At 57.8% G+C, this 13,495-nt stretch carries 12 protein-coding genes; 4 read left to right on the top strand and 8 right to left on the bottom strand.

Annotated elements, in window-relative coordinates; translation table 11 throughout:
• Positions 1-83 precede the first annotated feature (83 nt).
• The gene (gene deoR / locus ACH1XZ_RS09595) at positions 84-842 is read left to right on the top strand and encodes a DNA-binding transcriptional repressor DeoR (RefSeq protein WP_395595355.1); all 759 of its coding nucleotides are present in this window, start codon (positions 84-86) and stop codon (positions 840-842) included.
• Positions 843-849: 7 nt separating this feature from the next.
• Here deoR and dacC read toward each other — a convergent pair whose 3' ends face one another.
• Positions 850-2,052: a serine-type D-Ala-D-Ala carboxypeptidase gene (gene dacC, locus ACH1XZ_RS09600; protein WP_395595356.1), complete on the bottom strand. Its 1,203-nt coding sequence runs from the start codon at positions 2,050-2,052 to the stop codon at positions 850-852.
• A 232-nt stretch (positions 2,053-2,284) separates the two neighbouring features.
• Between dacC and ACH1XZ_RS09605 the strand changes: the two genes are divergently transcribed.
• On the top strand, positions 2,285-2,905 hold the full coding sequence (locus ACH1XZ_RS09605) for a glutathione S-transferase family protein (RefSeq protein ID WP_395595357.1): 621 nt from the start codon (positions 2,285-2,287) through the stop codon (positions 2,903-2,905).
• 5 nt (positions 2,906-2,910) lie between these two features.
• On the opposite strand, the gene ACH1XZ_RS09610 is transcribed toward ACH1XZ_RS09605, so the two are convergent.
• Entirely contained in the window at positions 2,911-3,921 is a 1,011-nt protein-coding gene (locus tag ACH1XZ_RS09610) for a LacI family DNA-binding transcriptional regulator (protein ID WP_395595358.1), read from the bottom strand.
• A 143-nt stretch (positions 3,922-4,064) separates the two neighbouring features.
• On the opposite strand from ACH1XZ_RS09610, the gene ACH1XZ_RS09615 reads away from it, so the two are divergent.
• Entirely contained in the window at positions 4,065-5,144 is a 1,080-nt protein-coding gene (locus ACH1XZ_RS09615) for a glycoside hydrolase 5 family protein (protein WP_395595359.1), read from the top strand.
• A gap of 24 nt (positions 5,145-5,168) precedes the next feature.
• On the top strand, positions 5,169-6,455 hold the full coding sequence (locus ACH1XZ_RS09620; RefSeq protein ID WP_395595360.1) for an ABC transporter substrate-binding protein: 1,287 nt from the start codon (positions 5,169-5,171) through the stop codon (positions 6,453-6,455).
• 41 nt (positions 6,456-6,496) lie between these two features.
• Here ACH1XZ_RS09620 and ACH1XZ_RS09625 read toward each other — a convergent pair whose 3' ends face one another.
• The 6 genes from ACH1XZ_RS09625 to iaaA form a co-directional block, all read right to left on the bottom strand.
• Positions 6,497-6,880: a biofilm formation regulator BssR gene (locus ACH1XZ_RS09625; protein WP_395595361.1), complete on the bottom strand. Its 384-nt coding sequence runs from the start codon at positions 6,878-6,880 to the stop codon at positions 6,497-6,499.
• A 255-nt stretch (positions 6,881-7,135) separates the two neighbouring features.
• Positions 7,136-8,047: a glutathione ABC transporter permease GsiD gene (gene gsiD / locus ACH1XZ_RS09630; RefSeq protein WP_035894491.1), complete on the bottom strand. Its 912-nt coding sequence runs from the start codon at positions 8,045-8,047 to the stop codon at positions 7,136-7,138.
• A 1-nt stretch (position 8,048) separates the two neighbouring features.
• Positions 8,049-8,969: a glutathione ABC transporter permease GsiC gene (gene gsiC, locus ACH1XZ_RS09635; protein ID WP_395595362.1), complete on the bottom strand. Its 921-nt coding sequence runs from the start codon at positions 8,967-8,969 to the stop codon at positions 8,049-8,051.
• A 52-nt stretch (positions 8,970-9,021) separates the two neighbouring features.
• Positions 9,022-10,560, bottom strand: coding sequence for a glutathione ABC transporter substrate-binding protein GsiB (gene gsiB, locus ACH1XZ_RS09640; RefSeq protein WP_395595363.1), 1,539 nt, complete (start codon positions 10,558-10,560; stop codon positions 9,022-9,024).
• A 23-nt stretch (positions 10,561-10,583) separates the two neighbouring features.
• The gene (gene gsiA, locus ACH1XZ_RS09645; protein WP_395595364.1) at positions 10,584-12,443 is read right to left on the bottom strand and encodes a glutathione ABC transporter ATP-binding protein GsiA; all 1,860 of its coding nucleotides are present in this window, start codon (positions 12,441-12,443) and stop codon (positions 10,584-10,586) included.
• A gap of 11 nt (positions 12,444-12,454) precedes the next feature.
• A complete protein-coding gene (gene iaaA, locus ACH1XZ_RS09650; protein ID WP_395595365.1) occupies positions 12,455-13,396 on the bottom strand; it encodes a beta-aspartyl-peptidase in 942 nt (313 codons plus the stop codon).
• Positions 13,397-13,495 lie beyond the last annotated feature (99 nt).

The following is a 13,495-nucleotide window of genomic DNA, read 5'->3' on the forward strand; positions in this document are numbered from 1 at the left end:
AAGCCTTTCCGAAGTGGCCGCTCACAGGTAAAATAACGCGCTGACCCCGGTATCCTTACCGGGGCATTTCCGGTAGAGGAACTATGGAAACACGACGCGACGAGCGAATAGGTCAACTGATTCAGGCACTGAAACGCAGCGATAAGCTCCATCTCAAAGAAGCGGCAGCTCTGCTTGGCGTTTCTGAAATGACGATTCGTCGCGATCTCAACAGCGAAAGCGGGCCCGTCGTGCTGCTCGGCGGCTACGTGGTACTGGAACCGCGCAGCGTTCCACATTACCTGTTAAGCGACCAGAAAACCCGACTGGTTGAAGAGAAAAAACGGGCGGCAGGCCACGCGGCAAAGCTTCTCAAACCTCATCAGATGGCCTTCTTCGACTGTGGCACCACCACGCCGTGGATTATTGACGCCATTGATAACGACCTGCCGTTTACCGCCGTCTGTTACTCGCTAAACACTTTTTTAGCGCTGCAGGATAAACCCAACTGTCGGCCCATTCTCTGCGGCGGCGAATTCCACGCCAGCAACGCTATTTTCAAACCGCTGAGCGAGCAGGACACGCTCTCGCACCTCTGCCCGGACATTGCGTTTTATTCCGCAGCGGGTATCGATATTGAAATGGGCGCGACCTGTTTTAATCTTGAAGAGTTGCCGGTAAAGCACTGGGCGATGCGCCAGGCGCGCTACCATGTGCTGGTGGCGGATCACAGCAAGTTTGGCAAAGTGCGCCCGGCCCGCATGGGCGAACTGACGCGCTTTGATGTGATTGCCAGCGATACCTGCCCGGATGACGAACTGGTCGCGCTGGCGAAACAGCAGCAAATTTCGCTGCTGTATTAGCGGGATATTACGAGAACCAGCTACCGAACCATTCGTGGAATTTCATCAGTACGAAGTCCATCATGCGGCTGAAGAAGCCGCCCTCTTCGACCGCTTCCATCACGATCAGCGGACGCTGTTCAATGGTTTTGTCGTTAAGCTTAAAGTCGATAGTGCCGACGACCTGACCTTTGGTTAACGGCGCGGTCAACTGCGGCTGCGTTAAGGTGTAGCTGGCCTTCAGGTTTTTGAGCTGGCCTTTTGGAATGGTCACCGAACCGGCTTCCCCCGCGCCCAGATTCACCTCGCGCTTATCACCGAACCAGACGCGCTGGCTAATAAAGGTGGCATCCGGCTTGATTGGCGTGACGGTTTCATAGAACCGGAAGCCCCAGGTCAGCAGCTTTTCCGACTCGTTAAAACGTACGCGGTCGCTCTTGGTGCCCAGCACGACTGCAATCAGGCGCATATCGCCCTGAGTGGCCGAGGAAACCAGGTTATAGCCCGCCCCCGCCGTGGTCCCGGTTTTCACGCCATCGACGTTGAGGTTGGAGCTCCACAGCAGACGGTTACGGTTCGGCTGACGGATATTGTTGAAAGTGAACTCTTTCTCTTTATGTATCGCGTACTCTTCCGGCACATCGTGGATCATCGCTTTGGTCAGCAGCGCCATGTCGCGCGCGGTGCTGAACTGCCCCGGCGCATCCAGGCCGTGAACGGTTTTGAAGGTAGTATTGGTGAGGCCGATTTTCTGCGCGTAGCCGTTCATCAGGCTGACGAAGGAATCCTGGCTGCCGGCAACGTAGTCGGCAATGGCGATGCTGGCATCGTTGCCCGACTGGATAATCACCCCTTTATTGAGGTTCTCAACGGACACCTGCTCGCCGGGCTTGAGGAACATCACCGAAGAGCCGCGCAGCGCCGGGTTGCCGGTGGCCCACGCGTCGCGACCGATAGTCACCATATCGGTGAGCTTGATTTTATTCGCCTTCAGCGCCTGACCGACCACGTAGCTGGTCATGATTTTGGTCAGGCTAGCCGGGTCGAGTTTCTCATCGGCGTTGCCCTCGGTCAGGACTTTACCGCTGGCGTAATCCATTAATATAAAGGCACGGGCGTCGATTGCCGGCGCGTCCGGAAGTTGTTCCGCCGCCTGCACCGCCGGTGCCACTAAAAGTAAAAGCGCAGAGCCTGCCATCAGGCTCTTGAAGGAGTTAGCGTTACACATCATAAAAGCCACCCAAGTATCCATTCCCAAAAACGCGCCACGACAGTACCGTGCTGCACCCGGCCGTGAGTAATAGCGTAGAAACTCTCTTAAAGAAACAGTGAGTTGGTAAAGTTTTTTAAGTTTACGCAAGATCCCCTGATTGTGCTGAAAACCTGACATTTTTTTTGAGAGAGATTGCGTAAGCGTTTACTTTGGCCCACATTTAATCTCTGCTAAAAAAACGGGAGTGGATATGCTAACGCTGTGGGGAAGAAATAACTCAACAAACGTGAAAAAAGTGCGCTGGACGCTGGCAGAGCTTGGCCTGCCTTATGAGCAAATTATGGCGGGTCAGGGATTTGGCGTGAACCGCGATGCGGCCTATCTGGCGCTCAACCCTAACGGCCTGGTCCCGATGCTAAAAGACGGCGACGACGTACTGTGGGAATCAAACTCCATCGTGCGTTATCTGGCAGCGCAGTACGGCGCAGAAAGTCTGTGGCAGGCGCAGCCTGTTCAACGTGCGAAAAGCGAAAAATGGATGGACTGGGCCAACGAAACCCTATCGCCGGTGCACCGTAAAATTCTCTTCGGGCTGGTGAGAACCCCGGTAGAGCAGCGCAACATGGATGAAATCAACGCGGCGATTGAAGCCTGCGAGCCGCTGCTGGCCATTCTGGATAACACCCTGGCAAACCAGACCTGGCTCTCCGGCGACCGCTTCGGCGTGGGCGATATCGCCGTTGCGCCGTTTGTTTATAACGTGCTGGAAACCGTCAAAACCTGGCAGCCGCGACCGCACCTGGCGCGCTGGTACCAGCAGTTGGGCGAGCGCCCGGCCTTCCGCGACGTAGTGATGATCCCGGTCAGTTAATATCTTCAGGTGCGCAGGCTACTTCCGCGCACCTGCAATTTCCCCACCAGCCGGACATGCGCCGCCGTATCATCCCCTTCACACAGGTAGTTCACCGCCATTCTGCCCAGCTCGTTATAGGCTAACTGCACGCTGGTTAGTGCCGGCGTCAGTTGATGCGCAATGCGCTGATCGTCATAGCCACACACCAGCACGTCGCGCGGAATGGCGATATTGAGCATAGCGAGCGCCTGATAGCAGCCGAGGGTCATCCAGTCGCTGGCGCAGAAAATAGCCTGCGGCGGCTCGGGCAAACGCATCAGCTCAAGCGTGGCGTTAAAGGTGGCATTGAGCGACCAGTCGGTCTGTTTGATAAGCGTCTCATCCACCGCAATACCGGCCTGCTCCAGCGTCTGGCGATATCCGTCGAGGCGCAGCACGCTGGCATCCATCCAGTCATCGCCCATGATATGCGCAATGCGCGTTACCCCCTGGGACAGAAGATGGCTGACTATCTGGCAGGCGTTGGCGCGATCATCGGGAAGAAAGGTCGGCAGCAGCGGACGCTGCGGGTCGTACTGGTTTAACAGCACCACTGGCTTATGAATAAGCGCGTCGAACGGCGAGAAATCAAAGGCGCGGGTCACCGGGCTTGCCAGAATCACCCCCGCACAGGCGCGCTGGTCAAGCTGACGCAGAATGTGCGCCGCCATCTCCAGATCGTCGCCATAGTCATAAACGGTCAGCAGGGTGTCCCGCTGCCAGGCGGCAGAGACGGCATCACTAATCGCCTCGACGAAGGGATCGTAGTTCGGCATCCCACACAGCAGCAGGGCAATTTCCTCCTGCCCTTCCTGACGATGAGGCACGATAATCTTTTGATAGCCCAGCGCCGCCGCGGCCGCATAGACGCGTTCGCGAGTGGCTTCACTCAGACGAATCGCCCGGCTATTGTTGAGCACCAGAGAAACCGTCGCCTGAGAAACGCCCGCCTCCCTGGCAATATCACTCATCGTTATTTTGTTTTTCTTCGCCATGTTCGCTCCTTGTCGCCGCCGACTATAGCACAGTTATCCCACGCTTTTTTTGTGAACAACCCGACACTTCAACCGCATCAGGATTGCGCCCTGCACGCTGGTTAATAAATATTAGCTAATAATTATTAGCAAGGAGAAAAACAATGCACTCGCAATGGCGCGAATCACAGGCGCAGGCCTGGTATCAACAACACGGCTGGGCATGCGGCTTTAACTATTTGCCGCGCAGCGCGGTCAACTGGACCGAGATGTGGCAGGCGGAGACGTTCGATGCTCAGACCATCGACCAGGAGCTAGGCTGGGCGCATGACTGCGGCTATAACGCGCTGCGCACCAACCTGCCGTTTATCGTCTGGGAAGCCGACCGCGACGGCCTGCTGGCGCGCATCGACACCTTTTTAGCGCTGGCCAAAAAGCACCAGATTCAGGTGATGCTCACGCTGATGGACGACTGCGGTTTCTCCGGCGATGAGCCCTACCTCGGCCCGCAAAAACCACCGCGCGAAGGGGTGCACAACAGCCAGGCAGCGGCGAGCCCTGGCCGAGCCATGGTGATGGACCCGGCACAATGGCCGCGCGTAGAAGCCTACGTCCGCGACGTGCTCAGTCGTTTTAAAGACGACGAACGCATCACTATCTGGGATCTCTACAACGAGCCGGGCAACCGTGGCATTAACCTGTCCCCCACCGAATCGACCGAGTATGACGAAGCGCTGGAAACCTTCGCGCTGGAGCTGATGACCGCCACCTTCGGCTGGGCGCGTGAAGTAGGCCCGAGCCAGCCGCTCACCGTGGGCGCGTGGCACATTGACCACCCGCAGTACGGCACGCTGCAACACCCGATTGATCTTGCGGCACTGCGGCTCTCCGACATCATCAGCTACCACAACTACAACAACGCCGCCCGCCAACTCGGCGTGCTGGAAAGCCTGGCGGCATATCAGCGTCCGGTGCTGTGCACCGAATGGCTGGCGCGGCATATGGACTGCACGTTCAGCGAGCAGCTGCCGCTGTTCTGCGCCTTCGATACCGGCTGCTATCAGTGGGGGCTGGTGCAGGGCAAAACGCAGACCTGGATCCCGTGGACCAGCGTCAACAGAGATCACCCCAATCCTCAATCGCTGTGGTTCCACGACGTGTTAACGCCCGACGGCAAACCGTGGTGCGAAGAGGAAATGCAGCTGGTGAAAGCGCTGACCGGCTATCGCCTGACGCGTCGTTAATTGAACTACACGGAGGATTCATCCATGAAAAAATCAGCCTTGTTCCTGCTTGCCTGCTGCGGTTTCGGTGCGATGCCTATCGCGCACAGCGCCGATCAGGTGGAACTCCGTTTTGCCTGGTGGGGCGGCAAAGCCCGCAACCAGGCCACCTTAAAAGCGCTGGACGCTTTTGAAGCCAAATACCCGAACATTAACGTGAAGGCGGAGTACACCGGCTGGGACGGTTTCTACTCGCGCCTGACCACGCAGATTAACAGCAACACCGAAGCCGACGTCATCCAGACCAACTGGAACTGGCTGACGCTGCTGTCGAAAACCGGCGAAGGTTTTTACGATCTTAACAAGCTCAGCCAGCCTATCGGGCTGGATCAGTTCTCCCCTGCCGCGCTCGCTAGCACGACGGTGAACGGCAAGGTCAACGCTATCCCGGTTTCTGCCAACGTGATGCTGTTTTACTACAATGCGGCGACCTGGAAAAAAGCCGGCGTGCCGTTGCCGAAAAGCTGGGACGACCTGCTGAAAGCCGGGCCGGTATTTAAAGAAAAGCTCGGGGATAACTACTATCCGCTGATCCTGACCGAGCAGGATTCGCTGCTGCTGCTGAACTCCTGGGTCTATCAGGGCAATCAGAAGCCGATGGTGGATGAGAAAACCCGCAAGCTCGGCTGGAACCATGACGACTTGGTGCAGGCTTTCACCTTCTATCGCCAGTTGGTGGCGGCACATACCGTACCGGATGCCCGCACGATGGCCTCTTACGGTAAAGGTGTCGCCTACGAAATGAAGCCGTGGCTCAACGGTGAATGGGGCGGTATCTATAACTGGAACGTCATGTACACCGCCGAATCGCAGAACCTGAGCAACCCGACAGACCTGGTGATGGGCGATTACCCAATGCGTGAAGGGGCCAAAGATGCCGGGCAGTTTAATAAGACCGCGCTGATGCTTTCCATCAGTAAAAACACTCGCCATCCACAGGAAGCGGCGCTGCTGATTAACTTCCTGATGAGCGAAAAAGAAGGCGTGGTGCCAGTGGGTCTTGAGCGCGGCGTGCCGCTGAGCAAGGCCGGGGCGCAAATCCTGCGCGATGCCGGGTTACTCAAAGAGGACGATCCGGTGCTGACCGGGCTGACGCAGTCGGCTTCATTACCTAATAACGCCAAGGCGCTCCCCTATCTTGAAGACCCGCAGTTCACCGCCCTCTTCCTGGCCGCGCTGCAAAGCATCGACTACGGCAAGGCAACCGTCGACCAGGCGGCAACCAACTTTGAGGAACAGGCAAACCGTATTCTGCGGCGAATCATGCGCTAAGGGAGAGGATCATAGACAGGGGGACAAACGTCCCCCTGATGTTAAGCGTGAGTCATTGGTGATTCAGCATCCAGCTTACGAATGCTGTTCGTCAACGCCGTCAGGCAGCGCTCAAGCGTTTCCACGTTAACCGCAATATAGGACGGGCAGTCGTAACGACCCGTCATCAAGCACACGGCAGCGGAAGCTAAGGCCTCACCCGCTTGCCGCATCATTTCCAGTTCTTTGTGCGAACTACACCGCTTCAGCGGTACAGCGTTACCCCGTAGTTCACAACACAGTTCGAGCAGGTTAGTACGCAGATGATCGTTGTCACCGACTGACATATACCCCTTTGCCTTTCGAAGCTGCAAATAGGCATCAAGGTCAATTCGCGCATTGATGAGTCGCCTCATCGTCTGGCGTTTCAGTTTGCTATCCGTCATGCATTTACCTCCCTTGCCACCCATTGGCCTTTTCATTATGAGATTACTTAACGGAAGGAATGCTGCGCGATATCAACAATTCATCATTCATAACATTTTTAACAAAATAGAAATGAATTTGGAGGGGGAAAACGAGAGTGGGTACGGGGCGATAGGCCCACGAGCACATTGCCGGATGGCGGCTTCGCCTTATCCGGCCTACGTTCGGCACACGTTGTAGGACTGATAAGCGTAGCGCCATCAGGCAACAACACCTTATCCTTTCAGCTTCGGATCAAGCGCATCCCGCAGGCCGTCACCCAGCAGGTTAAACGCCAGCACCGTGAGGAAAATCGCCAGCGCCGGGAAGACCGCAACGTGTGGCGCAATCACCATATCCGCGCGCGCTTCGTTGAGCATCGCGCCCCATTCCGGCGTGGGCGGCTGTGCGCCGAGGCCGAGGAACGACAGGCTAGCGGCGGAGATAATCGACACCCCGATGCGCATGGTGAAATAGACCACAATGGAGGAGACCGTGCCGGGCAGAATATGCTGGAACAAGATCACCCGGTCGCTGGCGCCGATGCTGCGCGCCGACTCAATAAAGGTCTGCTGCTTCAACACCAGCGTGTTACCGCGCACCAGACGAGCAAAAGCCGGCACCGAGAAAATCGCCACCGCGATAATCACGTTGGTCATACCGCTGCCCATAATCGCCACTACGGCAATCGCCAGCAGAATGCCGGGGAAGGCGAACAGCACGTCGCAGATACGCATGATGATACGATCCCACCAGCCTTCGTAGTAGCCCGCCAGCAGCCCAAGCACGGTGCCAATCAGCGAGCCAATCAGCACCGCAAACACGCCTGCGGTGAGTGAGATTTGCGCGCCGACCAGTACCCGGCTGAAAATATCGCGCCCGAGCGAGTCGACGCCGAACCAGTGGATCAGCGATGGGCCGTCGTTCAGACGGTCGTAGTCGAAGTAGTTTTCCGCATCAAACGGCGCAATCCACGGAGCGACCACCGCCACGATAATCAGCAGCAGCACGAAGATACCGGAAGCCATCGCCACCGGCTGCTGGCGAAAACGCCGCCAGAATTCTCGCCACGGCGTGCGCGGAACGCCCGCCTGCATCACCGGCATGGCGTTAAGTACTGCCTGTCGACGCCAATTGAATAATCGCACGTTATTTATACCTGATAGCCGGGTTAATGGCGGCGTAGAGCACATCCACCACTAAGTTGATAAGAATAAACTCCAGTGAGAACAGCAGCACCTCGGCCTGAATCACCGGGTAATCGCGCATCTCCACCGAATCCACCAGCAGGCGTCCAAGCCCCGGCCAGTTAAAGACTTTTTCCACCACAATCGAGCCGCCAAGCAGGAAGCCAAACTGCAGCCCCATCATCGTCACCACCGGGATCATGGCATTACGCAGCCCGTGCTTCAGCACCACCACTTTTTCACTCACCCCTTTGGCGCGGGCGGTACGCATATAGTCTTCATTAAGCACGTCAACAAACGAGGCGCGGGTAAAGCGCGCCATCACCGAGGCCACGGCAGCACCGAGGGTGATTGACGGCAGAATGTAGTGCCGCCAGCTGTCGGCGCCCACGGTGGGCAGCCAGCCAAGCTCGACGGAGAAAATTTGCATCAGCAGCATCCCCAGCGCAAACGCCGGGAAGGAGATCCCGGTGACCGCCAGCGCCATGCCGAGACGATCCGGCCAGCGGTTGCGCCATACGGCGGCGGCAATCCCGGCGGCCATACCAAAAATCACCGCCCACACCATGCTAGCGAGGGTCAGGAAAAGCGTTGGCAGAAAGCGGCTGGCAATCTCTTCAGATACCGGGCGGCGCGACACCATTGAGGTGCCAAAATCACCCTGTATTGCGTGGGTTATGTAGTGCCAGAACTGAACGTACAGCGGCTGGTCCAGCCCTAACTGCTGGCGAACCATCGCGATAACCTGCGCGTCCGCTTCCGGCCCGGCAATCAGTCGCGCCGGGTCGCCGGGAAGCAGATGGACAAATAAAAACACCAGCACCGCCACGATAAACAGCGTCGGGATCAGGCCGAGCAGGCGTTTGATAACATAGTTGAGCATGACTCTCCTTGCCGTAAGCTCCCTGCGCCATCATAACGCAGGGAGACCTCGCTTACTTCAAATCCGCATCGTCAAAGCTAAAGCCCGTGTCCGGCATAATATAGAACCCGGTCAATGACTTGCTGTGCGCCGATACCAGTTTTTCTACCACCAGCGGCACCCACGGCGACTCTTTCCAGATAGTATCCTGGGCCTCTTTATAGAGCCGCGCTTTTTCTTTCGCATCCGTGGTTTGCAGCGCCGCCGTCAGGTCTTTATCCACCTGCGGGTTGCTGTAGAACGCGGTGTTAAACTGGGTTGGCGGCCAGTTCGAGGAAGCAAACAGCGGCGATAGCGCCCAGTCGGCTTCGCCCGTCGAGGCGGACCAGCCGGTGTAGAACATTCTCACCCCGCTCTCTTTCTGCCCTTTCGCTTCCACTTCCGCCGCACGCTGACCGGCATCCATCGCCGTCACCTGCGCCTTAATACCGATTTGCGCTAACTGCTGTTGGGTAAACTGCAGCACCTTCTGCGCGGTACTGTGGTTGTGCGACGACCACAGCGTGGTGCTAAAGCCGTTCGGGTAGCCTGCTTCTTTCAGCAGCGCTTTGGCTTTTGCCGGGTCGTACGGCCACGGCTGATACTGCGTCGAGTAGGCGATAGACGGCGGTACCACGCCTGTTGCCGGGGTGGCATAGCCCGCAAAGGCCACTTTCACCAGCGCCTGACGGTTAATGGCGTAGTTAATCGCCTCGCGCACCTTCGGGTTATCGAACGGCTTTTGCGTCACGTTCATGCTGATGTAGCGCTGCATGATGGATGGGCTCGCCACCAGCTCAAGCTGGCTGTTTTTAGCCAGCAGCGCCGCCTGCTCGTAAGGAATGGGGAAGGCAAACTGCGCTTCGCCGGTTTGCAGCATCGCCGCGCGGGTGTTGTTGTCGACCACCGGACGCCAGGTAATGGAATCCAGCTTCGGCAGCCCTTGCTGCCAGTAGCCGGCAAATTTACTGACCTTCACGAAATCGGTCTGATTCCAGGTGTCGAGCTTATACGGCCCGGTCCCCACCGGATGGAAGCCAATCTCGTTGCCGTATTTCTTCAGCGCCGCAGGCGAAATCATCGCCGTCGCCGGGTGGGCGAGAATATTGATAAACGCCGAGAACGGCTGCTTTAAGGTCACCTTCACCGTATGGTCATCAACGACCTCGGTTTTATCGATATTTTTGTACAGGTTATAGCGCTTGAGGTGGCTATCCGGGTTGCTGGCGCGATCGAGGTTAATCTTCACCGCTTCGGCGTTAAAATCGGTGCCATCCTGGAATTTCACCCCCTGACGCAGCTTAAGCGTGTAGACCTTGCCGTCGTCAGAAACGGTATAGCTCTCAGCCAGTACGTTTTGCAGCTTCATCTCTTTATCGAGGCCAAACAGCCCCTGATAGAACGATTTCGCCACCGCCTGCGACAGCGTGTCGTTGGCGTCATACGGATCAAGCGTGGTGAAGTTGGAGCCTACCGCCACGACCACATCTTTTGCCGCGAACGCGGGAGAAGCCGCCAGCGCGGAAGCCACGCCCAGTGCGACCAGCCATTTACGTGAAACGCGTTGTGTCATGTTGTCCCCTGCCTATGGTTTTATTATCGATTTATTAGCGCACTGCTTGCCGGTTCACGGGCCACATAGTGCCCCGGTGCAACCTGCTGCAAATGAATGGGTTCGACTTCTTCACCCCGTTTATAGATATTGCCCGGCAGTTCGTCCGACAGCAGCACGCGCTGCGGCCGCCGATGCGCCGGGTCCGCCACCGGAACGGCGGAGAGCAGCTTGCGCGTGTACGGATGCTGCGGGTTTTCAAACACCGCGCGGCGCGGGCCAATTTCCACGATGCGCCCGCGATACATCACCGCCACACGGTGGCTGATGCGCTCCACCACCGCCATATCATGCGAAATAAACAGAAACGCGATGCCCATCTCCCGCTGCAATGAGAGCAACAGGTTGATGATTTGCGCGCGAATCGAGACGTCCAGCGCCGAGACCGACTCATCGGCGATCACCACCTTCGGGTTCAGCGCCAGCGCACGCGCGATGCAGATACGCTGCCGCTGGCCGCCGGAAAACTCGTGCGGGTAGCGCCACGCGTGCTCAGGTTGCAGGCCCACGCGCTGCAATAGCCACTCCACTCGCTGCTGTAGCGCCTCGCCTTTCAACGCGCCGTGAATGCGCAGCGGCTCCATAATCGAGAAGCCCACGGTGTGGCGTGGGTCGAGCGAGGCGTACGGGTCCTGGAAGATAAACTGAATATCACGGCGCAGCGGCTGAAGCTGATGAGCTGAGAGCGTATCAATGCGCTCGCCGTTAAAGGTAATGGTGCCGCTTTGCGACTCGACCAGCCGCAGCAGTGCCCGCCCGGTAGTCGACTTACCGCAGCCGGACTCGCCTACCAGTGCCAGCGTCTCCCCCGGCCATAAATCAAAGCTGACGTTCTCTACCGCGTGCACTTCACGGGTGATGCGGTTCAGAATGCCGCCGCGCAGCGGAAAACGCGCCACCAGGTTGCGCACCTTGAGGATTGGCTTACCCTCAACAACGGTGTCTTGCTGCTGCGGTTCACTTTCCGGTGTAGTGAAATCCGGGAAGCTTTTAGGATAGTCGCTGCCGCGCATTGCGCCGAGACGCGGGACGGCAGCCAGCAAACGGCGCGTGTACGGGTGCTGCGGCGCGGTAAAGATCTCGTCCACCAGCCCGCTTTCAACCACTTCACCCTGATGCATCACCAGTACCCGGTCGGCAATTTCCGCCACCACGCCCATATCGTGAGTGATGAAAATCACCCCCATCGACATCTCTTTTTGCAGCACGTCGATAAGTTGCAGGATCTGCGCCTGAATGGTCACGTCCAGCGCGGTGGTCGGCTCGTCAGCAATCAGTACCGCCGGGCGACACGACAGCGCCATCGCAATCATCACTCGCTGGCGCATCCCGCCGGAAAGCTGATGCGGGTAGCGCGACAGCATGGACTGGGCTTCCGGAATCCGCACCTTATCGAGCATTTTCTTCGCCTCGGCCAGCGCCTCTTCGCGCCCAAGCCCCTGATGCAGGCGAATCGACTCGGCTATCTGTTCGCCGATGGTGAACACCGGGTTCAGCGAGGTCATCGGCTCCTGGAAAATCATGGCGATGTCGGCACCGCGCACGCTGCGCATTTGCGCCGACGTCTGCTCCTGAAGATCAATCACTTCCCGATTGCGGCGGCGCAGCAGCAGGCTATCAATGCTTACCTGGCTGCCGGACTGCTCCAGCAGGCGCATTAATGAGAGCGCCGTGACCGATTTTCCCGAGCCGGATTCCCCGACAATCGCCAGCGTTTCGCCGCGATTAAGATGAAATGAGAGCTGATGCACGGCGCGCACGGGCTGCCCGTCCTGACGAAAGGTCACGTTCAGGTTATCAACGCTCAGCACCTGCGCGTTATCAAGCTCAGCGGAATGCGGCACGGTGACTCCTTCTATTCCTTATAGATACCAATCGTCGGCGTATCGCCGGCATAAGCCCAGGCGCGGTACATGCCCTCGCTGTTAAACGGCAGCACCACATTGCCTTCGCGGTCGATGGCGATGAGGCCACCGCTACCGCCAAGCGCGGGCAGTTTTTCCATCACCACGCGCTCGCAGGCCTCATAAAGACTCAGGTTGCCGTACTCCATCAACGCGGCAATATCGTACGCCGCGAGCGTACGGATAAAAACTTCGCCCGTGCCGGTGCAAGAGACCGCCACGCTGGCATTGTTGGCATAACAGCCAGCGCCCACCAGCGGGGTATCGCCTACCCGGCCCGGCAGTTTATTGGTCATCCCGCCGGTCGAGGTGGCCGCCGCCAGGTTGCCGTTGAGATCCAGGGCTACCGCGCCAACTGTGCCCATCTTTTGCTGTTCATCCAGCGGCGCGGCATCGTGGTCGAGAATAAAATCGCCGTTGCTGCGCGCCACCAGTAGCTGCTGGAAGCGCTCGTCGGTGGAGAACAGTGAGTTATTCACCAGCTCCATACCCTGCGACTGCGCAAAGGCTTCCGCCCCCTCGCCAATCAGCATCACGTGCGGACTGTTTTCCAGCACGCTTCTGGCTGCCAGCACCGGGTTGCGCAGATGTTTTACCCCGGCAACGGCGCCCGCCTGCAGCGAGTAACCGTCCATCACGCAGGCGTCCAGCTCATGCGTTTCGTCTGAGGTAAACACCGCGCCAATCCCGGCGTTAAACAGCGGACACTCTTCAAGCTGACGTACCGCTTCGGTGACCGCATCCAGCGCGCTCGCGCCAGATTCGAGCATTTTTTGTACGCTTTCCACGATATCGGAAAGCGCCGTGACGTAATGTTGTTCTTTTTCTGCCGATAGCTGGCTGCGGCTAATTGCGCCTGCGCCACCGTGTATTGCAATCACTGCCTTGCCCATTGAGCGATCCCTTACCTCATTTTCTTTATAAATATCATTATAGTGTCTCTGTTCCTATATCAATTTTGAATATAGAAATAGCGTCCCGCGTCGTGAGGT

It is taken from the genome of Kluyvera chengduensis, from assembly GCF_044197065.1.
GTDB classification, from domain to species: Bacteria; Pseudomonadota; Gammaproteobacteria; order Enterobacterales; family Enterobacteriaceae; genus Kluyvera; species Kluyvera ascorbata_C.

Coding starts and splice junctions, on each gene's coding strand:
- deoR (WP_395595355.1), top strand. CDS start 84: ATGGAAACACGACGCGACGAGCGAATAGGTCAACTGATTCAGGCACTG.
- dacC (WP_395595356.1), bottom strand. CDS start 2,052: ATGATGTGTAACGCTAACTCCTTCAAGAGCCTGATGGCAGGCTCTGCG.
- ACH1XZ_RS09605 (WP_395595357.1), top strand. CDS start 2,285: ATGCTAACGCTGTGGGGAAGAAATAACTCAACAAACGTGAAAAAAGTG.
- ACH1XZ_RS09610 (WP_395595358.1), bottom strand. CDS start 3,921: ATGGCGAAGAAAAACAAAATAACGATGAGTGATATTGCCAGGGAGGCG.
- ACH1XZ_RS09615 (WP_395595359.1), top strand. CDS start 4,065: ATGCACTCGCAATGGCGCGAATCACAGGCGCAGGCCTGGTATCAACAA.
- ACH1XZ_RS09620 (WP_395595360.1), top strand. CDS start 5,169: ATGAAAAAATCAGCCTTGTTCCTGCTTGCCTGCTGCGGTTTCGGTGCG.
- ACH1XZ_RS09625 (WP_395595361.1), bottom strand. CDS start 6,880: ATGACGGATAGCAAACTGAAACGCCAGACGATGAGGCGACTCATCAAT.
- gsiC (WP_395595362.1), bottom strand. CDS start 8,969: ATGCTCAACTATGTTATCAAACGCCTGCTCGGCCTGATCCCGACGCTG.
- gsiB (WP_395595363.1), bottom strand. CDS start 10,560: ATGACACAACGCGTTTCACGTAAATGGCTGGTCGCACTGGGCGTGGCT.
- iaaA (WP_395595365.1), bottom strand. CDS start 13,396: ATGGGCAAGGCAGTGATTGCAATACACGGTGGCGCAGGCGCAATTAGC.